Genomic DNA, 20,277 nt, shown 5'->3' on the forward strand with positions numbered 1-20,277 from the left:
TGCCCCTTTAGGGGTGGGAGTGTCAAAGACTCTCATAACTTATTATGGGCTGTAAGCCTATTAAACATCTTTCGTGAAATTTTTCGCTCCTTTATTAACACAACCTATCGCTTTACAACATTTAATAGTAATAAATAGTAGCTATGAAGGGAGGAACTATTAATGGCTTGTAAAAAAAATATCGGCTGCTATGCCCCTTTATCTATCATCTGCCCTCCCTACGATCCACCTAACCCACCTAAACCACCAAGCTGTGAACTAGTCACGAATGAATTCGCTGGTAATTTTTTTATAACAAAAGAAATCCCTCCACCTTCTGAAAATTCCACATTAGTTTTATGGGAAGGAGATGGTTTACTTAAAATATCAGGTACCATTTCTGTGTATAATAGCACTAGTAGTACTGGAGGGATTACCGTTCAAATTATTGGGCAGGTGACAAATACTTTTACTGTCTATCCTGGCAACACAATGTCATATACAGGTCAATCATTACAATCTGTGACAATCGTTAATATTCCAAATAACCCAATTCAATATATAGAGGGAAAATATTGTTGCCAATTCTCATTTTGCTTATAAAATTCTTTACCACCCTAACTTACAAACTATACAAAAAAGCATACCATTACGGTATGCTTTTCCTTATGAAATCGGATAACGCACTGTAAGGCATAATTGCCCTTGGCTCGTTGCCGTCCCTGTTGTTACAATTTGAATTGTAGTAAAATACCTTACTGTAAACGATCCACTACTTTGTGGTTGTACAGTAATTGTATTAACTACTGTCGCTCCTACTAGAAAGTTTACTGTAACTGGATTTACACCCACATCATATTTTACATATCCAGATGCGTACAAGTCTTGTGTAATATTATTCGTATATACCGTTTCAGTGACCGCACCAGTAGCAGCCCAATCTATACACACCTGATCTTGAACAAGTGTTTTACTGGAACAGCATGATAAGTTAGAATTGCACATCTTAGTCCTCTCCTTTTCTATTATGAAAGTGGATAACGTGTTGTTATACAAAACTCTCCTTGATATGTTCCAGCTGTTCCAGCAGGTAAAGTTACTTCAATTGTCTGGAAACGACGGTACGTAAAAGCTATACTCGTTCCAGGATTTAATGTTTGTGTATCAAGTGTAGCTCCTGTTGCATCCAAAACTGTCAGCGTGATTGGACCTGGCCCGACGTCATACCTAACGAACCCTGTTCCAATCATATTTTGATTAATATTGTTGTTATACAGCACATTTGTAATTGCAGTAGCAACTACAGTTCCTGACCATGGACTACACACTTTATCTTGTACAAAATTTTTATCTGGGCAACAAGTTAACGCCGCCCCTGAGCATTCACAAGCCATAGAAAATTCCCCTCTCTCTTACTTATTCCTTATATGTGTATGTCCTTAAGAGTCCTTTGCCTGTATTATTCATCTATATTCACCAAAAATTATGCGCCTTTATCTTTAAATAGATTCCGTTTTGTCCCTCTTTTTCATATATTTATAGATTAAGATACAAGCCACAATTACAAGGACAACGACTAATATAGGTAACATGTACTCCCCAACAATAGCCCCTGCTTTTTCCCAATGCGGACCTAATTTCATTCCAAAATAAATATACAAAGTCGTTAATGGGAACATTGCTACAAATGTATATATGCTAAATTTCCATATGTTCATTTTTGCCATACCACATGGAACGGAAATAAGCGTTCGAACTCCCGGGATGAAGCGTCCTAAAAATGCTACAACCGGCCCATATTTCTCAAAGAAATCATCTGCTTTTTGAATTTGTTCTTCTTTAATGAAGAAGTATTTCCCATACTTCACTAATATAGGGCGCCCTCCGTAATAACCGAGCGCGTATAAAGTTAAAGGCCCTGTCGTCCCACCAAGTGTTCCAGCTAATACAGCTAACCAAAAATTCATATCCCCCTCGTATACCCAATATCCAACCATGGGCAAAACTACTTCTGCTGGAATAAATTCAAACGTTAATGCTAACACAACTCCAAAATAAGAAAACTGCTTTAAAAACTCGATTATATCTAAAATAATTTGCTCCATATTTTCAACTCCTATCCTACGTTTACGTTATGCTTTTCTTGCAATTGCACTGGCGCCATTTTTACAATTCGATTTAAAATAAATAACACAATTCCAATATCATCTAAAATACCGATAAACGGTAAGAAGTCTGGAATTAAATCGAGCGGCATCGCAACATACCCTACTAAAAAAGCAATGGATAAGATTTTCTTCTTTATGGAAACCTCTTTTGAAGTAAAAAAGTCAAATAGGAATGGAACAAACTTGCGGACATGAAATACAACTCTTAATCTACTAAAAAGTTTTTTCATTTTTATATCTCCTCTCTTTGTATACAAAAAGGACCCTACCAAATATGGTAAGGGTCCTAAAAAGACAATAAGGGGCCTTTACCATTGCTGGTAAAGGTCTCACTAACAACGAAATCGTTGCCAATAAAGCCGAGGGTTTCTCCCTGTAATGACGACTTTATTGTAATAAGTTACTCCCCTTTATATACACAATTTTATACAATCACATTAAAATATTTGGAGGAGCTTGTCAATATTTTTTTCATCGCCATTAAGATTATTACATTACAAAACAAGCTATTCTGTATTCTCTTTTGATACAAATTGGAGTTTAAAACGATCTGGGTCATAGAAAGTTATTCTTACTTCTTCACCACAGCAATCTTCCACAAATGATATATGATAAAACTCTAACTTTTTCTTTATCCGCTCGATATCTGAGGTTCTTAAAAATATCTCCGTAGCTGATGATGTGACAGTCTCTCTATACTCTCCCAATCCCCTGTTTACAACAAAACAAATTCTCGTCGAACCAATATCATACCAAACACCTGTTACACGTATTTGTGGCCTCTCCTTGCTCGGTTTAAACCCTAGAATTCCTTCATAAAAATATAATGTTTCCTTTAAGTTTTTAGATTCTAATACAATACATGTTGTAACACTTTCCATCCGCACTCCCCCTGCCCCTTTTAGTTTTCTATATGAGTCATAATTTGCAATTATGTACGAATACAATACGTAGTGATGAATATTTCATTTATAAAGGAGGCGTGTAACATGGATGAATTTATGAAATCCTACATACCTTTTCATGGCCCAAACGATCCTTGCCCTCCAATTGGAAAGAAATATTACTCAACTCCCCCACACCTATTTATAGGCTTTCAACCACCTAACTTACCCCAATTCCCACCAAAAGAAGCTTTAAGAAAAGGGACTTTATGGCCTGCATTTTATGATTTTTATGAAAATCCTTACAAAAAAGGACGGTGAATAAAAACGTGACACAAACATTGCCTGATGAATATTACAAATGGATTGAAGAGCTGCAAGAATTAGACTTTGTATTAGTTGAACTTACTCTCTATTTAGATACGCATCCCGACGATACTGCAGCTATAAATCAATTCAATGATTTCTCCTATAAACGAAGAGTATTACAACAAAAAATTGAAGAAAAATACGGGCCACTTCAGCAGTTCGGAAATAGTTATTCTAACGCTCCATGGCAATGGAGCCAAGGACCGTGGCCATGGCAAATATAAAATGAAACTTTAATCAAGTGGAGTTTACGGGCAGCAAATAGCGGGATAAAGGAGAGAAACTATGTGGATTTATGAAAAAAAATTACAATATCCAGTTAAAGTAAGTACTTGTAATCCAGCACTCGCCAAATTATTAGTTGAACAATATGGCGGTGCGGACGGCGAACTGGCTGCTGCTCTTCGCTACTTAAATCAACGTTATACAATTCCTGACAAAGTCGTTGGCTTACTAACCGATATCGGTACAGAAGAGTTCGCCCATTTAGAAATGATTGCTACAATGATTTATAAATTAACAAAAGATGCAACACCTGAACAAATGAAAGCTGCCGGATTAGACGCGCATTATGCGAATCATGACAGCGCCTTGTTTTATCATAATGCAGGTGGCGTTCCTTTTACTGCCACTTACATTCAAGCGAAAGGAGATCCTATCGCAGATTTATACGAGGATATTGCAGCTGAAGAAAAAGCACGAGCGACTTATCAATGGCTAATTGATTTATCAGACGACCCCGATATAAATGATAGCTTACGCTTTTTACGCGAACGAGAAATTGTCCATTCTCAACGTTTCCGAGAGGCTGTAGAAATTTTAAAAGAAGAACGTGATAGGCAAATTTATTTTTAATACACATATCCTAGCGATATGTGTTTTTTTTACGTTAAAAGTGAAATTCTTCCTGTATTAACATATAAATAGTATATTTATTCAATTTTACGCATTTTTTTAAAATATTTTTAAAATTCCCTCTTGCTTTCTAGTCATCAGACCTTTAAAATAATAACAGTCAATCGACAAATTATTTGAATTTTCGACAAAAAAACGCTCATTAGGAGGCTTTTCTTTATATGCGTACAACTTTAAAACCAGCGCAAATACTTTCGATTAGTTTATTACTATTCGCAGTTTTCTTCGGTGCTGGTAATATGATTTTCCCGCCTCTTCTCGGTCTTTCTTCCGGAGAAAATATGTGGGTTTCCATTACAGGATTTATTATTACAGATGTCGGTTTATCTTTACTAGCTATCGTCGCTGTTGCCCTTGCTGGTGGTAGTTTTAATACTTTAGCGAGCCGTGTTCACCCAAAATTCGCAGCAGTATTCGCTATCATTATTTATCTTTCCATCGGCCCACTATTTGTTATTCCACGAACTGGAACTGTATCTTATGAAATTGGGATTGCACCACTTTTCCCAGATCAATGGTACTCTATGTTAGTTTTTAGTGCGATTTTCTTTATAGTCGTCTACTTCTTATCGTTAAATCCATCCAAATTAGTAGATCATATCGGAAAAATATTAACGCCAATTTTGCTTGGAATTATTGCAATTATGGCAACAAAAGCGATTCTTTCACCAGGAACGCTTGCAGAACCTGTTGGTGACTATAAAGAAATTCCATTTTTCAAAGGATTTCTTGAAGGCTTTTTAACATTAGATGCAATCGGAGCACTCGTATTATCAACGATTGTTGTAAATGCAATTCGCCAAAACGGTATACAAGATAAGAAATCCATTGCGAAATATACAATTATTTGCGGAAGCATTGCGGCTCTTTTCTTAACAATTGTTTACTTCTTACTAGGTTATATCGGCGCTTCAAACGGAAACTTAGGACAATTTGAAAATGGCGGTCAACTATTAGCAACTATTATGTATCAATTTTTTGGGACAAGCGGTAATGTTTTATTAAGTATCGCAATTATAGCTGCTTGTTTAACGACTGCAATCGGTGTTGTGAGTGCATTCGCCAACTATTTCACAACAGTATTAACAAATGTTTCATATAAGAAGCTTGTACTATACGTTTGTATTTTTAGCTTCGTTATTTCAAACTTAGGATTAAGTTTATTAATCAAAATTACATTACCCGTATTAATTATTTTATATCCAATTACAATCATTTTAATTTTCGTATCATTTATCGATAAATATACGAAACGTAAACCTTCTGTCTATATCGGAGCGATGATCGCAGCATTCATTATTAGCTGTATTCATGCACTTGATAATGTGGGAATGATACCAAGTTTTATCGCTAATATCGTACACACAATTCCTTTTTATAACTTAGGAATCGGCTGGATCGTTCCAGCAATAATTGGTGGTATAATCGGATACTTTATTCCGCAAACAGAAGCTGAAGGTGAAGTTTCTGTAAAATAAAAAGAAGAAAGCATGTATTTCATGCTTTCTTCTTTTTATTTTCTATCGCTGAATACAGTATTTGTATATGAGCGAACAGTTAACATATAGTAGCCTAAGTAAATTATGATATACACTCCTATACTACCTAGTATAGGAAGACTATATTCAAACATTCCTGTAAAGCCCATCAAACTTAAAAATGCAAAGAACGTATGACAAATCGCAAGCAGTAATGGTACTACGAAAATCGCTCCTACTTGTTTTCTTACAGACTCTGTTACTTCTCTTTTCGTTAGTCCGATTTTCTTTAACATTCCGTATGCTGGTCGCTCTGCCATCGCTTCTGTTATTTGTTTAAAGTATAAAATACAGCCAGTAGCAAGAATAAAAACAATCCCTAAAAATACACTTGCAAATAACAACACTGCACCATCTTGCAATTCAGATTGGCTCGCCTGCTCAAATGATTGTAATCTCGCTTCCTTTGAAAGGATAGTCCCTAAACTTTTCGTTAGCTCTCTACTACCGTTTCCTTCAACGATAAATCCACTTACCTTTGAAACAGCATTTCCTTGCTGCAACTTATTAAATAACGAGTCTTGAACAACAAGTCCAACCGGTGCCAGTTTCGCACTAACAATTGTTTCCTCACGATGATCAACAATTGTTATACCATTCTTCATCCCTTCAAAAGACACGTTGTTTCCTTCAAGCGAATTCTTTTCAATGTTATATGATTTATACGGATCTAATAAAATTGCTTCCTTTTCCGAATGAAGCACAGCTTTTTTATTACCTAACATAGAAGCTGATTTATTAAAATCCGACTCTTTTATAACTTGTACATTACCATTACCTATTAAATACCCAGTTAATATTTGTTCTCCATCTATCTTCCCTTGCATAGAGAGCATAGCTACAGACGTTTCATGTTTGATTGCTAACTCATGCTTTTGAATTTCTTCTCTAACTTTCTTATCTAATCCTTTTCCAGTTGTTACATACTCATAACTAACTGGATTCATTAATGCCGCTGTCTTCTGCGCTCCATAATACATACTAGAACTAATTCCAATCGTACATAGCGTCACTGCACTTAATAAAGATAATAGCGCAAGCATCTTTACGTTCCCTTTTATTCTAAAGAACAATGAAGAAATGGATAAAATGTTCGTTCCATTCCAATATTTCGTTTTATCTCCCTTTATTTTATGGAGTGATTTCACTGTATATTGCTCAAATAGTAAAAACGTACCTTTTACAATACACCCAAAAATAAGTAGACCTGTAATAAAAATTGCTCCAAACCCAAAAACTTGTGTGAGTAACGCAATTATATAACCTGTCATTAATAAAACAATCGCTCGTTTTGCCTTCTTACTTGAATACGTAGGTGCCTCTTCTTTCTGATTTTCACCATATAGTAATTCAACTAAACGATGCTCATAAATTAACTTTTTACTTTTCCATGATGCAATAAAGAAAATCGCACCTATCGTTATAAGAACTTCTACTATAGATAAAAATGAAATCGTAAATGTGAACGTAAACGCACTTCCCATTAACTTCACAAGAAGCCCTGCACATATATTCGCTATAAATAAACCAGAAATAATACCTAATACACTTGCCGCAGCACCAACTAATAACGTTTCATAAAAGAGTAACTTCGCAATTTCTTCTTTACGGATACCTAATAAACTATATAGCGCAATTTCTTTTTTCTTCTTTCTCAAAAAGAAGCTATTACAATAAAAAACAAATATCGTTAAAAAGATAATCAACAATATTTGTGCAAACGTAAATGTCGTTTCCACTTTATCCGACTCTTTTAAAAGAGCTACTACACTTTCATTTCGTTTAATCGATACGAATGTAAAATAAATAATAATGCTGCCTACTAATGAAATAAAGTATAGAAAATAATCTTTCATATTTCGTTTTATACTACGTTTTGATACTTCTAAAAAATCCATCGTACACCTTCACCTGCTCTCACATTTCTCTATACATGAAGTGTACACAAAATTGTATTTCTCCCCTATCGATTTTCATTACATCTCTCTTACGATATTGTAATATAACAAAATAAAAGAACCTAGTTTCCTAGGTTCTTCACATCGTATGTTTAAAAGTAAATAACTCTTCTTTTGACTGCACAGCAGATTGTTCCTCTTCTGCAACGTCCTTCTTTATCTCTCCTCCTAACCTTACTTTCATCATCGCCTCTTCTATACTTTTTACAATCATATTTCCTGAAAAAATAGTAAGTCCAAAAAATGTGATGGGAACGAGCGGAATCCACGGATTCACTGTTAATGATCTAAAATAGACTCCAATTAAACCTGACCATTCATGCGTGTAAGATTCTATTTCTTCTATCGGTCCTAAAAACTGAACTGTTCCGCCAAAGAATATTTCCAGTAATCCTAAGTGCAGTAAAATAGTAAGAGTTTGCGTAAACTGCTGAAGAAATACGAGTATAAACGTCATATAGAGATGCGGGAAAATATGCTTTATAACAATGTGCCTTCTCGATCCACCTAATATGCACGCAGCTTCAATAAATTCTTCGGTTCTCAATTTACGTACTTCCTTCGCAACATACAGTGCAATAACTGGCATCACAAGCATTACAAGTAATAAAACTTGAAACGAAGCTCTTTCAAAAAAGGTTGTTGTTTCCTCCCCACTCCCAAATGCATTTGCAAGGTGAAGAAAAAAATACGCAATCATAACTGTTGGAATAACTGTAAAACTATCAAAAAAAGCCTCGATTTTTGAAAACCCTCTTTTTACATATGTTCCAAGTACAACACCAAAAAACACACCTATCACCATTCTAAGTGCCGCAATTAAAATAGATATACCAATCGTCCACTTCGCACCTTCAATGACTAAATGTAACAGGTCGTATCCTTTCCGGTCTGTCCCAAGTAAAAATTGTAATGAAGGTGAAAACGGTGGCACTTGTGGATTTTCATCCGCATCATATTGCAATGTAACTTGTCTAATATGTCCATCATTCCATATCGTATTTCCGATGCTCAAAAGAACTAATATGAGAAGAAACCCAATGCTTATCCAAAATCTTTTATCGCGTTTTATATACGTCCACATATTATAGTCTCTCCTTCATCGCAGCTGGAATGAGATAATGAAACAATTTAAACAAAATAAAAATCGGAATATAAATAAGCAGCACACTAACGATGAAAACCTCAACCCTAATACTCTCATACGATTTCAAAAACATAAAAATACCACCCGTATTAAAAATCCATTCTATAATATATAAATTAGATAACATAAAAAAGATATTCGTTTTCGCAAAGTAAAGTGTACTAAGCAACACATTTCGTAAAACATGACGATTTAAAATATGAAAACGATTCAGCCCTTTCGCCTTAGCAAATAGTACATAATCTTTTTCTAGCTCATTTTCAAAACGAAGCACTAACATTTTTACAAACAGAATCGTAGTCGGTATACTCAAACAAAATATCGGCAATCCTCTAATCGACTCGCCTCCAATTGACGCAATTTGAAAAGGTAAAAAGCCTGTTCTTTTAAAAAACCATATAACCAAAATTTGTGATGCTAAAATAAGTAGAATGTCTGGAATAGATTCTAGGAAGATGAGAAATGATTTAATGCGATGCTGTATACGCGGTGAACTATTCATAATGACATAAACAATACAAAATGCTACAAATAATGAAATGAAAAAAGCCGCCAAAAAAATCACAATCGTTTCTTTATAATGGACGAACAACTGCGGAAATAAAAATTTACCTCTCACATATTGAAAATTGGAGATATCCATTAAGTTCACAAACACTTCTTTTAAACTCTGTATGTACTTTGATGCATGCAACTCAAATCCATAAAATAATTTTGGCAGTGCCCCTAAAAAAATAATACCCAAAATCGAAATAATAAATTGAACCGTCACTTCCATCCCATTCAGAAAAACTTTTTTGACCACGTTTTCCCTTCTCTCTCTATATAATTTCCCCTTTAATTTTATTCTTAATTTTCTGAATTGTAAATATTTATACATAAAAAAATCACTAGGTTATGATTCTAGTGATTCTTTATGCGCATGCCCTTCTCTTTTCGCAAACGGCATATACAAAATAAAACATCCAATAAGTGCAGCTATTTCTAATGAAATAATATAGTAAGGGTGTGGCCCTAACATATCGAGTAATGAAGCAGTTTCTGGCTTACGAGCTAAAAACATATAATTGCCACCTGTTTTGTAGTTCACAAAAGAAACGATTTGAATTATTATGTTTAAAAATATCATCGTACGCTTAATTGATTGCAAGGTCGGTCTATATCCTTCTACCCACGTCATAAAGAGTGGTGCCCAAATGAGTAATACATGTGCAACGAAGAATTCTATAAAGCGAAAATGCGGAAAAGCATATTGCACGTTCGGCGTTAAAATAGCTTGTGATGCACCGATAATTCCTGTAAAAAATACAATCTCATATATGCGATAACTTTTCGTTACAATCATAATCGATGCTAACAATAAACTAATCGTACATAACTCGAATGGTAATGAAGTGCCTAGTTCAAAAATCCTCGCTTTCCATTCCCACATATGGAGCCCAATTTCACTCCCAATAAATAAAAATGCAATCGCATATCGAACCGCTATATTCCACTCACTTTGCCGTAATATATCTTGGTATTGATACAGAAAAAATATCCCCACCAACATAATAAATAATATAAGGACGTGTTGCCTTGAGTATGGAATAAATGGTTTTAATGGATGCGCACTAAAATAAGCTTCCATCTTCCTTCCTCCTCTCCTTCATACAATATTATTGTTAGAAAGAAACAACGAGTCAATTCATCTGCTTAAACCATGTACAACCTCTACATTACATTTACATATCGATACCTTACAAAACTGTAAGGTTATTGTAAGCTAAAACGATTTGTCAGATTCTTCACCTCTTCTATACTTAATGTAGATACTAAAACGAACGAAAAGGTGATAAATAGATGAAGAAGAAAAATAAAGTGTTAATTACTAGTGTAGTAGCGATCGGAATTGCAGCTGGATCATATTTTGCATTTGCTGGCGGTGGTTCAGAAGTAGCAATGGCATATAGCGGTTATAAAATTACGGAAAAACAAATTGAAAATGCACAAAAATTTGGCGGCGAAGTTATTCCAAATGGTATTGAAACAATTTCATTCGATCCAACAAAAGGTACGTATGAATTAGCTGTTAAAAAAGGTGATGAAGTGAAAAAAGGTCAGCTTCTGTTTAAATATAATGACCCTACTGCTAAACAAGGTGTAACAGAAGCAGAAATGCAAAAGAAAATCGCACAAAAAGAAGTAACATTGTTCCAAAAACAAATTGATGCAGCGAAACAAAAATTACAAAAAGATAAAAATGCAGGCCTTCCCGCTGAAGCATTAAAAGCATCAGAAATTGAAGTTGGGCAATTAGAATCACAACTTGAAATGAAGAAGTTTGAAGTAGAAAAAGCTGATGAAATGATTAAAGTAGCAAAAGAGAAAGTAAACACACTTTCTGTAACGAGTCCAGCCGACGGTGTAATTGATGATATCGTAAAAACTGCTGATGAAAAAACTGGTATGAGTGGCATTACACTTCGTCACGCTGGTCAATTTAAAGTAAAAGGTCAACTTTCTGAATATGAACTTGCTAGTATGAAAGTTGGGCAAGAAGTAACTGTTTCATCAAAAACTGTCGCTGGTAAGACTTGGACAGGAAAAGTAACAGAAATCGGTTCTACACCATTAAAGAGCATGGACGAAAACAAAACTGTTTCTAATTATCAATTCACTGTCACATTAGATAATAGTGAAGAATTACAAAACGGCTTCCATGTTTACGTAACGAGTAAATCTGGCGAAGCAACTGGTACGATTGTTCCGAAAAGCAGCATTGTGAAAAAAGGTGACAAAAATGTTGTCTTCGTTGTAAAAGACGGTAAAGCGAAAGAACAAGCAGTTACTGTTGAATTCGAGACAGATAGCGAAGCAAAAGTTTCTGGAGTGAAAAAAGGAGAGGAAATTATCTCTAAACCTGAAAAAGACTTAAAAGACGGTATGGAGGTTGTCACTCAATGATTAACTTAAAAGGCATCACGAAATCTTTCCAAAATGGTGCAGAGTCCGTTCAAATATTACACGGAATTGATGTAACACTAAACCAAGGAGAATTCACTTCTATTATGGGACCATCTGGTTCTGGTAAATCAACATTAATGAACATTATCGGTTGCTTAGATAAGCCAACGACAGGTGCGTACGAACTAGCTGGTCAAAACATTTCAGACATGTCTGAAACAGAACTTGCACATGTTCGTAATAAAGAGATCGGATTCATATTCCAAAACTTTATGTTATTACCGAGACTTACAGCACTTCAAAATGTAGAACTACCTCTTATTTACGCTGGAGTCGATAAAAAAGAAAGACGTGAGCGCTCATTAGCAGCTTTAACAAAAGTCAGTTTAGCTGATCGTGCTACTCACTTACCAAATGAATTGTCAGGTGGACAAAAGCAGCGTGTCGCAGTCGCACGTGCAATCGTAAATAACCCGAAATTTCTCTTAGCAGATGAACCGACGGGTGCACTTGATACGAAAACAAGTACACAAATTATGGATCTCTTTTACGAATTAAACAAACAAGGCTCAACAATCATTATGATTACCCACGATCGTGAAATTGGGGAAGCGGCAGCACGTCAAATTGTAATTCGTGACGGAAATATCGTCCAAGATTGGAGAGGTTAATTTTGAACACGAGTGAAAATATACGCATGGCCCTTTCCTCTATCTTTGCTCATAAAATGCGTTCTATATTAACAATGCTAGGTATTATTATCGGTATTAGCGCCATTATTACTATCATTTCAATGGGTGATGGTACAAATGCAAAGTTTAAAAAAGAGTTAGGCCAAGGAAAAGATACTGAAGTAACGATTTACTACAACAACCCTGATTATGGAACTGATAGTGCCAAAATCACACCTGATATGCTAAAACGTCTTCAAACTGTACCAGGCGTTAAAGATGTTTATCCAGATGTAAGTATGAAAGTAAAAGCATCTTCTGGTTCAAAAGATGTCTCTCTTGATTTAAAAGGTGGAACAGGCGCCTTTATGACAGATTCGAAAATAAAATTAGTTCACGGTCGTGAATTAAACGACAGCGAATTAAACCAAGCAATTCCTGCTGTTATATTAAATGAAGAAGCTTTCAACAAATTATTTAGTGGTTGGGAATCAAATCTATACACAGATGTAAAAGGAAAGCCGTATAAAATAGTCGGTGTATACGAAACGAAAAACGAATTTGGAATGGCTATGCCTGAAGGTTATACATCTCTTGAAAACGCGCCTGTCATTTCAGGAGTAAATGAGTATGACTCTGTAAAATTAACAATGACCTCTCCGGCCGAACGTAAAAGTGTAGAAAAACAAGCTGTTTCTGTTTTAAACGACATGAAAGCTCCTAAATTCGAGCACAAATTCGAAGCACAGGACTTAGGTGAATTTACGAAGCAATTAGACGAATCCATCGGTATGATGAAAATGGTATTCGGTGGCATTGCCGCTATCTCCCTACTTGTTGGTGGTATCGGTGTAATGAACATCATGCTTGTATCTGTAACAGAACGTACACGTGAGATCGGTATTCGTAAAGCACTTGGTGCAACGCGCGGTAAAGTATTAACACAATTCTTAATTGAATCTTGTATTTTAACAGGACTCGGTGGTTTCATCGGATTCATGCTTGGTATTTTCTTCGCTTGGATCGTCTCAATCTTTGCCGGATGGCCACTCGTTATCTCAAAAGAACTTGGACTTCTTTCAGTAGGTATCTCAATGCTAATCGGTATTGCATTCGGTTTACTACCAGCAAACAAAGCTGCTAAACTTGATCCAATTGAATGTTTACGATATGAGTAAATAAAAAAACGTAGGAGTTTACACTCCTACGTTTTTTATTTTGTTGAAGGCAAATGTAATTTCATCGACGTTTTGACAAAAATAAGAACCTCTAACTTCTATTATATAAAGTGAAACTATAATCAGTGGGGATTTTACTGCCCACAAATAGCGGGATAATTCTACTGCAATTCGTGAACCAATTCATAACGATATCGTCCCTCTAAATCATGTTTCTTCTATTATATATGTTTCATGTTACGAATATCTTTTTATCATTTAAACTTTCATTTCTCGCGAAAGCTATCAAGCAATCCTATTATTGCAAAAATAATATGTAATAACACAAATTCAAGGCGTAATTTTTTCCATACTACAATTTACTTTGTAACAATTATATCTCTATTTCATTAAAATCCCCCCTATATATACGACTTCACACACAAGAAGATTATATTTTCATAACTACATTACGATTCAAATAGTTAAATATCCCTTTTTTGTAACGTTACAGAAACATTTACGTAACATCACTGATACATTATTAATCTATTAGCAATTAAAATTGTATTGATTTTATGATTCTTATGTTCTAATCCCCTAGAAAACGCTATCAAGATATTAATGGAATTATTACAGAATATTAATGCCTCGTTACGAATGCTTTGTAGTTTTGTGTTTTCCGCAAATAAGAAAATAATGGTTGCTATAATGAGGTCAACGAAAACAAATGCAATGGAGGCTATTATGAAAAAATTTATGGGTATAGCAACAGCAGCGGTTTTTGGTCTTGGGATTTTCACAACATCTGCTAAAGCAGAAACAATCGTAACGACTGATGTACTAAATGTACGAGAAAACCCAACTACTGAATCACAAGTTGTCGGAAAGTTATTAGATGGATATAAAGTTAACGTTTTACATACAGAAAACGGCTGGTCAAAAGTTAAATTAAATAGTGGTAAAGAGGCTTTCATAAGCGCTGACTACACAAAAGATACTTACTACGTAACAGCAAACGTATTAAACGTACGTGCTGGAGCGAATACAGATTCAGCGATTCTTGGTAAATTGAAAAAAGATGATGTAATCGAAACAACACACCAAGTACAAAATGATTGGATCCAATTTGAATATAACGGCCAAACAGCTTATGTACACATTCCTTACTTAACAGGAAAAGCACCAGTTAAAGTTCAGCCAGTAGTTAAAGCTGAAAAAGTAACTAACGTTCAAGATACAGCTAAAGTTCGTGAAGCAGTTAAAGCCGGGGAAGTAGCTGAAACTCAAGCAAAAGCTAAGGCTCAAGAAGCAACTAAAGCTCGTGAAGCAGCTGAAGCTCAAGCAGAAGCTAAGGCCGGGGAAGCTGCTAAAGCTCGTGAAGCAGCTAAAGCTCAAGAAGCAACTGAAGCAGCTAAAGCTCAAGCAGAAGCTAAGGCTCAAGAAGCAGCTAAAGCTCGTGAAGCAGCTAAAGCTCAAGAAGCAGCTGAAGCTCAAGCAGAAGCTAAGGCTCAAGAGGCAGCTAAAGCTCGTGAAGCGGCTAAAGCTCAAGAAGCGGCTAAAGCTCAAGAAGCAGCTGAAGCTCGTGAAGCGGCGGCTAAAGCTCAAGAGGCAGCTGAAGCTCGTGAAGCAGCTAAAGTTCGTGAAGCGGCTAAAGCTCAAAAACCAGCTACACAACAACCTGTTGCGAAAGAAACTGAAACAAGTGCACCATCTTCTTCTCGTGAATTAAGAGTTGTAGCAACAGCTTACACAGCAGATCCACTTGAAAATGGTTACAAAGCCGGAGATCAAGTAAAATCAGCTATGGGCCATAACTTAACAGCTAATCCAAACATGAAACTAATTGCAGTTGATCCAAGTGTAATTCCATTAGGTTCAAAAGTATGGGTTGAAGGTTACGGAGTAGCAATCGCTGGTGATACTGGTGGAGCTATTAAAGGAAATAAAATTGACGTTTTAATGCCAGATAAAGGTACATCAAGTAACTGGGGACGCCAAACAGTTACAGTGAAAATTTTAAACTAATTATAAAAAAAGAGTTAGTCTCATTATTGAGGCTAACTCTTTTTTTATGATTCTTACATTCTTTCTTTCTCTTGAAAGTAACTAATATGATCCCGAAGCCACTTTCGCTCTGACATAAATAAGTTCCCTCGTTTTTTATATACTTTATCAAACGTCTTTAAAACTTCTTCATGATCAGCAAACTTATGTAAGAAACGAAGAGCAATAACAATCTCTGATTCATCGGTAGGTACTACTTCATTTTTACGCCTTCTAGAAACAATCTTATTCACACGTTCACAAATTGGCTTAATCGCCATCTCATCTCCATATGCATAAATAGCTCGAATGGCCTCGTATTTCACCATAATATTTCTATCCTTTAAAGCTTCAATATAAACTATTTGTAAGTCCACTCCCCCTATTTTTGCTAACACTTCAATAACGGTTGAACGAACATAAGCACTATCCCTATATAAAAGCTTTGTTAATGGAAGAATCGATTGATTTGTTCCAATCTCAAGCAAAGTATAACAAATATTTGTAATCTCACCCTTATTTTCTTCAGTAGCTAGTAACTTTAGTAAAGCACTTTCCGCTTCTAATGATTTATATAACTTTAAGGAAGAAATAGCCCAAGAACGAGCTCCATCGTTTTTATGATAAATATAAGGAATAATTTTATTGGTATTACTTACTTCTGGTAACTGATAAATATTACTAAGCATTTCACTTAACAGAGTCGGACTTTCTTCACATTCCAAACGATCTATAAGGTAATCAGCAATACAGATTTCTTTCGTATTTATAGCGAGTTTCGTCATTAAATAATAAATATTTTTCCTCATAGATACCTTCTTGGTTTTGATTATCTTCTGCTGTAAATAAGGAAAAGCTAATAGGTCAGTTAGCTCTTTTGCTTCATCATACGCACGATGCCAAATCTCTGTTTCTTCATCCGCCATCCTCCTTAATAAATCATCTATATACTCTTCCATCTCCTTCTCTCCCGTCCAAATTAAATCTATCTCTTTGCATTCTATATACGATAGATTACTATTTCAACAGAAAAAAGAGGATGCCATAGCATCCTCTCCTCTCCTGCCCTATTCCACACAAGTAAACTGTGTCCAAGCTCCTACATAATCTAGTAAGAATAACTCTTCTTCTGCAATTGTACCGACAATATTTTTCCGTTCATCTATCGGCATTTCTTTCAGAATAATTTGTAGTTCACCTTTATACTTTCCGAATAGGTTATTACCAATTACAACTTGCCCTCTTTCCTGTCGTACACTTTCGCGCACTGGGAAATCATAGTCTTTGTACTTTTTACGTACTTCTGTAGAACGTACCATATATTCTGTTATGTCGCCGCGTCTTACGTGTAATTCTTGCAGTGTCGCTCTCTTCTCTACTTCAGTCGCTTCGTCTACAAATTGTACTTTCAGCTGTAACATGTAACGATTTAAGTTTCCGAGTCTCTCTAACTCTTCTTCACTTGCATAAGCATTTCCGATAATAACATCATCAATAAGCCCTGTTGCCCATAAATGTTTCGCTTGTACTTCAATCGATAAGTTACGATGTTGTTCTAACGTACATAATCCGTCATTAATATCCCATGGACCGATTTCAGCTGCATGTGACGTAATAAAGGCTGCCGTGCGAATACCTTGCTTTTTAAAGCGTTCACTACAGCGAATGAAATAATCATACGGAAGACCAGTAAATTTTTGCGGATAGAAGTTATGACAACCAATTAAAGCTGATTTATTCGCCTGATGTGAAAGAATATTTTCTAAGTATGCAATATCATTACTTACGTTTAGCTCAATTTTTAAGTCGTACGGATTATTCGTCATTTTCGCTTCTGTTAATCCGTCAAAACCTACATCTAAACGAATACCATCTGCACCTAACTCTGCAAAGAATGATAGATCACTATAACTAATATCAAGTTGATCGAATACAGCCGGAGCTACATCTAAAATAACTTCCATATTGTTATCTTTTGCATGATTAATAATTTCTTTAAATTCAGCTACAATTTCCTCTTTTGGACGATTAACAGACAGCAAACATGTGAATATTCTTGAAAAACCGTGGCGTGCCGCTGCCGAAATGTATGCCATATCTTGTTCTTTCGTTGAATGCTCTGGATAAAGTGAAATTCCTAATTTACGCTCCATGCTTTTGCATCTCCTTCACACGTTGTATTAATGCCATGCTCGTAAATCTATATTTTGCAGATAAACATGTTGCACATAAAATCGTTGGTACGATGATAAAGTACGGTGATTCTAAACTAAATGCCACATAAGCTCCCATTGAACATCCAATAAATAATATCGACACAAGTAGTAAAACTAATAGCGATTTACTTTGTACCCACTTTGAATAATGTGCAATACACTGCCCCGCCACGAATGTAATTAAGATGATAATTGCTCCGAGCATTCTGTTTTCTCCTCTCCTGCTAATTGTTGTTTCTCATACATTTTGAAGAATGGATAGTAAATAACGAATGAGATAACAAAGTTAACAAGTACAAGTACACCGGCCATAATTGTCCAGTCCGTACTAATAATCGCTGCAATTGGCGCTAACATCGTAAATGGCAGCTTCGCCATCATGAGCGGAATCATACCTGAAACAACTGCGAAATATGATACCGTCGTTGTAACTAACGGTGTAATAACGAACGGAATAATTAAGATTGGATTCATTACAATTGGTGCCCCGAAAATAATTGGTTCGTTAATATTGAATAATCCTGGTACGAATGATAATCTACCTAACTCTTTTAAGAACTTAGATTTAGAGAACATAAACATAATAACTAAAGCTAACGTTGAGCCTGATCCACCGATCCATACGAACCATTGAATAAATTGCTCTGTAAATAAGTTTGGTAACTGATGCGCATTTCCTGTAGCCGTAAATACTTCCATATTTTCAAGAATTGCTGAATCCCACATCGGACGAATGATTGGTCCTAAAATCGCTGGGCCATGTATACCGAACGACCAGAAGAACACGATTAAGAATACTGTTAATAAACCGCCGAATAAATTATTTCCTACTAATACTGATTTTAATGGTGCGATTAAATATGTGATTGTTGTGTTTACATCAAATTTTAAACCGTAACGAATCCCCCAGAATAAAAGAATAACTACTAAAGTTGGAATTAATGCTGCAAACGAGTTTGCAACTGCTGGTGGTACACTATCTGGTAATTTAATCGAAATATTATGCTTAATCATAAAGTGATAAATTTCTACTGCAATTAGTGCTGTAACAATTGCTCCGAATAAAGAAGTTGCACTTAATGTTCCTACTGAAATATATCTACCTGCATCAATAACACCTGGTACAGCTTTTGTTATTTGAATTGGTTCAACTGATGCTAGTAAAAAGGCGAGTACAGATAATAATCCTGCACTTAATTGATTGAGCTGATAAAAGTTCGCGAGTGAAGCCCCTACCCCAAACGCTGCGTATAATGCCATTAATCCTACTGTAAATCGGAATGGAATATCTAAAATATGGCGAAACGGTGCAATCCACTCCATATATGCATCAATTGGTAAGTTTAAAAAGATAACGAAAAATGACCCGACAATCGTTAACGGTAATGTAGAAATAACTCCATTTCGAATTGCTAATAAATGTCGTTGCCCCGCAATCTTTTGCGTTGTCGGCATAATCTTCTGTTCCATAAAACTCATAAAACCATTCATCGATAACCCTCCCTATATTCAATGTGGCGAAATTCAAAAGTTATAACATTATAATGTTTATATTTAAAAAAATATAATTACGCTAAAACTAATTGTTCAGCTTGCTTAAGTACTTTCAAACCATCACACATGCCATAATCTCGTTGTTCTATAATTGCAACTGGTATATCGTATGATTTCGCAAGAAACTCTACTGCTGGAAACAAATACTTCACCTGTGGTCCAATTAAAACAACATCAGCATTTTTTATTTCCAGTTTCACAAGTTCTGAATCAACTGCTTTAATTTTATAATCCTTCCCTTGTTTCTTTGCCTCTTCTTGCATTTTTCTTACAACCATACTCGTTGACATACCTGCCGCGCAACATAATAAAATGTACATCTTATACTGTCACTTTCTCTTCCACTCGTTTATGAAGAGTAATAAATTCTTCAGCAAGTTCTTTCACTGTAATGGCATTCATTAAATGATCTTGTGCATGCACTAATAATAAACTTATTTCTGCATGATTTCCTCTTGCTTCTTCTTGAATTAAATCCGTTTGAATACGATGAGCGGATGATATTTCCTCACTAGCAAGTGTCATCTTTTCACTCGCATTCTCAAAATCTCCTTGTCTTGCAAAAGCAATTGCTTCAAGCGCTGCGCTTCTCGCGTTGCCACCATGTAAAATTAACGCAAATGGAGTTTGCATATCAGTCATTTAAAATTCCCCCAAGTTATGTTTTTTCTATATTTTTATCTTATTATGAAAACGCATACAATTAAACATAAAAAACTTCCGTTGTGT

24 protein-coding genes are annotated in these 20,277 nt (G+C 35.4%); 9 read left to right on the top strand and 15 right to left on the bottom strand.

The annotated features are described in order from the left end of the window. Window positions 1-162 precede the first annotated feature (162 nt). Complete coding sequence (locus I6L50_RS00360; RefSeq protein ID WP_219299925.1) at window positions 163-582, top strand: S-Ena type endospore appendage; 420 nt, start codon at window positions 163-165, stop codon at window positions 580-582. A gap of 63 nt (window positions 583-645) precedes the next feature. Here I6L50_RS00360 and I6L50_RS00365 read toward each other — a convergent pair whose 3' ends face one another. The 5 genes from I6L50_RS00365 to I6L50_RS00385 all read right to left on the bottom strand — a co-directional run bounded on the left by I6L50_RS00365 (window position 646) and on the right by I6L50_RS00385 (window position 3,028). After that, entirely contained in the window at window positions 646-984 is a 339-nt protein-coding gene (locus tag I6L50_RS00365; RefSeq protein ID WP_016093263.1) for a DUF3992 domain-containing protein, read from the bottom strand. Window positions 985-1,004: 20 nt separating this feature from the next. Beyond that, window positions 1,005-1,373, bottom strand: a complete 369-nt coding sequence (locus tag I6L50_RS00370; RefSeq protein WP_016093264.1) for a DUF3992 domain-containing protein — start codon at window positions 1,371-1,373, stop codon at window positions 1,005-1,007. Window positions 1,374-1,478: 105 nt separating this feature from the next. After that, window positions 1,479-2,084, bottom strand: a complete 606-nt coding sequence (locus tag I6L50_RS00375; protein WP_219299927.1) for a DedA family protein — start codon at window positions 2,082-2,084, stop codon at window positions 1,479-1,481. Window positions 2,085-2,095: 11 nt separating this feature from the next. Then, window positions 2,096-2,377, bottom strand: coding sequence for a YkvA family protein (locus tag I6L50_RS00380; RefSeq protein WP_002134573.1), 282 nt, complete (start codon window positions 2,375-2,377; stop codon window positions 2,096-2,098). Window positions 2,378-2,653: 276 nt separating this feature from the next. Continuing rightward, window positions 2,654-3,028, bottom strand: coding sequence for a VOC family protein (locus tag I6L50_RS00385; RefSeq protein ID WP_219299929.1), 375 nt, complete (start codon window positions 3,026-3,028; stop codon window positions 2,654-2,656). 108 nt (window positions 3,029-3,136) lie between these two features. On the opposite strand from I6L50_RS00385, the gene I6L50_RS00390 reads away from it, so the two are divergent. The 4 genes from I6L50_RS00390 (at window position 3,137) to brnQ2 (ending at window position 5,793) form a co-directional block, all read left to right on the top strand. Then, the gene (locus tag I6L50_RS00390) at window positions 3,137-3,352 is read left to right on the top strand and encodes a spore coat associated protein CotJA (RefSeq protein ID WP_219299931.1); all 216 of its coding nucleotides are present in this window, start codon (window positions 3,137-3,139) and stop codon (window positions 3,350-3,352) included. A gap of 8 nt (window positions 3,353-3,360) precedes the next feature. Then, window positions 3,361-3,624: a spore coat protein CotJB gene (locus I6L50_RS00395; RefSeq protein ID WP_000194953.1), complete on the top strand. Its 264-nt coding sequence runs from the start codon at window positions 3,361-3,363 to the stop codon at window positions 3,622-3,624. A 61-nt stretch (window positions 3,625-3,685) separates the two neighbouring features. Next, window positions 3,686-4,255 (top strand): spore coat protein CotJC, encoded by a 570-nt coding sequence (gene cotJC, locus I6L50_RS00400; protein WP_002010774.1) that lies wholly within the window; start codon window positions 3,686-3,688, stop codon window positions 4,253-4,255. 221 nt (window positions 4,256-4,476) lie between these two features. Then, a complete protein-coding gene (gene brnQ2, locus I6L50_RS00405) occupies window positions 4,477-5,793 on the top strand; it encodes a branched-chain amino acid transport system II carrier protein BrnQ2 (RefSeq protein ID WP_219299933.1) in 1,317 nt (438 codons plus the stop codon). A gap of 35 nt (window positions 5,794-5,828) precedes the next feature. Here the strand turns inward: brnQ2 and I6L50_RS00410 are convergent, their stop codons facing one another. The 4 genes from I6L50_RS00410 to I6L50_RS00425 form a co-directional block, all read right to left on the bottom strand. Continuing rightward, on the bottom strand, window positions 5,829-7,751 hold the full coding sequence (locus tag I6L50_RS00410) for an FtsX-like permease family protein (protein WP_219299935.1): 1,923 nt from the start codon (window positions 7,749-7,751) through the stop codon (window positions 5,829-5,831). Between the two features lie 139 nt (window positions 7,752-7,890). After that, window positions 7,891-8,895, bottom strand: a complete 1,005-nt coding sequence (locus I6L50_RS00415) for an ABC transporter permease (protein ID WP_219299937.1) — start codon at window positions 8,893-8,895, stop codon at window positions 7,891-7,893. Window position 8,896: 1 nt separating this feature from the next. Continuing rightward, complete coding sequence (locus I6L50_RS00420) at window positions 8,897-9,763, bottom strand: ABC transporter permease subunit (RefSeq protein WP_219299939.1); 867 nt, start codon at window positions 9,761-9,763, stop codon at window positions 8,897-8,899. Between the two features lie 90 nt (window positions 9,764-9,853). After that, window positions 9,854-10,588 carry a YwaF family protein gene (locus I6L50_RS00425; protein ID WP_219299941.1) on the bottom strand — a complete coding sequence of 245 codons (735 nt, stop codon included), beginning with the start codon at window positions 10,586-10,588 and terminating at the stop codon, window positions 9,854-9,856. A gap of 212 nt (window positions 10,589-10,800) precedes the next feature. On the opposite strand from I6L50_RS00425, the gene I6L50_RS00430 reads away from it, so the two are divergent. The 4 genes from I6L50_RS00430 to entC all read left to right on the top strand — a co-directional run bounded on the left by I6L50_RS00430 (window position 10,801) and on the right by entC (window position 15,760). Further along, window positions 10,801-11,904 (top strand): efflux RND transporter periplasmic adaptor subunit, encoded by a 1,104-nt coding sequence (locus I6L50_RS00430; RefSeq protein ID WP_088038535.1) that lies wholly within the window; start codon window positions 10,801-10,803, stop codon window positions 11,902-11,904. Next, entirely contained in the window at window positions 11,901-12,575 is a 675-nt protein-coding gene (locus I6L50_RS00435) for an ABC transporter ATP-binding protein (RefSeq protein ID WP_016101751.1), read from the top strand. Before I6L50_RS00430 ends, I6L50_RS00435 begins: the two co-directional genes overlap by 4 nt. Window positions 12,576-12,601: 26 nt before the next feature. Continuing rightward, window positions 12,602-13,753: an ABC transporter permease gene (locus tag I6L50_RS00440; protein WP_444992544.1), complete on the top strand. Its 1,152-nt coding sequence runs from the start codon at window positions 12,602-12,604 to the stop codon at window positions 13,751-13,753. Between the two features lie 603 nt (window positions 13,754-14,356). Beyond that, window positions 14,357-15,760: a cell wall-binding protein EntC gene (entC, locus tag I6L50_RS00445; RefSeq protein ID WP_219299945.1), complete on the top strand. Its 1,404-nt coding sequence runs from the start codon at window positions 14,357-14,359 to the stop codon at window positions 15,758-15,760. A 53-nt stretch (window positions 15,761-15,813) separates the two neighbouring features. On the opposite strand, the gene I6L50_RS00450 is transcribed toward entC, so the two are convergent. The 6 genes from I6L50_RS00450 to I6L50_RS00475 form a co-directional block, all read right to left on the bottom strand. Then, window positions 15,814-16,737, bottom strand: a complete 924-nt coding sequence (locus I6L50_RS00450) for a HEAT repeat domain-containing protein (RefSeq protein WP_219299947.1) — start codon at window positions 16,735-16,737, stop codon at window positions 15,814-15,816. Window positions 16,738-16,845: 108 nt separating this feature from the next. Continuing rightward, complete coding sequence (locus I6L50_RS00455; protein WP_219299949.1) at window positions 16,846-17,931, bottom strand: DUF871 domain-containing protein; 1,086 nt, start codon at window positions 17,929-17,931, stop codon at window positions 16,846-16,848. Next, window positions 17,921-18,199, bottom strand: coding sequence for a hypothetical protein (locus I6L50_RS00460; protein ID WP_002087437.1), 279 nt, complete (start codon window positions 18,197-18,199; stop codon window positions 17,921-17,923). Before I6L50_RS00460 ends, I6L50_RS00455 begins: the two co-directional genes overlap by 11 nt. After that, window positions 18,175-19,485 (bottom strand): PTS sugar transporter subunit IIC, encoded by a 1,311-nt coding sequence (locus I6L50_RS00465; RefSeq protein WP_001013048.1) that lies wholly within the window; start codon window positions 19,483-19,485, stop codon window positions 18,175-18,177. Before I6L50_RS00465 ends, I6L50_RS00460 begins: the two co-directional genes overlap by 25 nt. A 77-nt stretch (window positions 19,486-19,562) precedes the next feature. Next, entirely contained in the window at window positions 19,563-19,868 is a 306-nt protein-coding gene (locus tag I6L50_RS00470) for a PTS sugar transporter subunit IIB (RefSeq protein ID WP_002087440.1), read from the bottom strand. A gap of 1 nt (window position 19,869) precedes the next feature. Next, the gene (locus I6L50_RS00475; protein ID WP_002087442.1) at window positions 19,870-20,190 is read right to left on the bottom strand and encodes a PTS lactose/cellobiose transporter subunit IIA; all 321 of its coding nucleotides are present in this window, start codon (window positions 20,188-20,190) and stop codon (window positions 19,870-19,872) included. Window positions 20,191-20,277 lie beyond the last annotated feature (87 nt).

It is taken from the genome of Bacillus sp. FDAARGOS_1420 (genome assembly GCF_019344915.1).
GTDB lineage: Bacteria > Bacillota > Bacilli > Bacillales > Bacillaceae_G > Bacillus_A > Bacillus_A mycoides.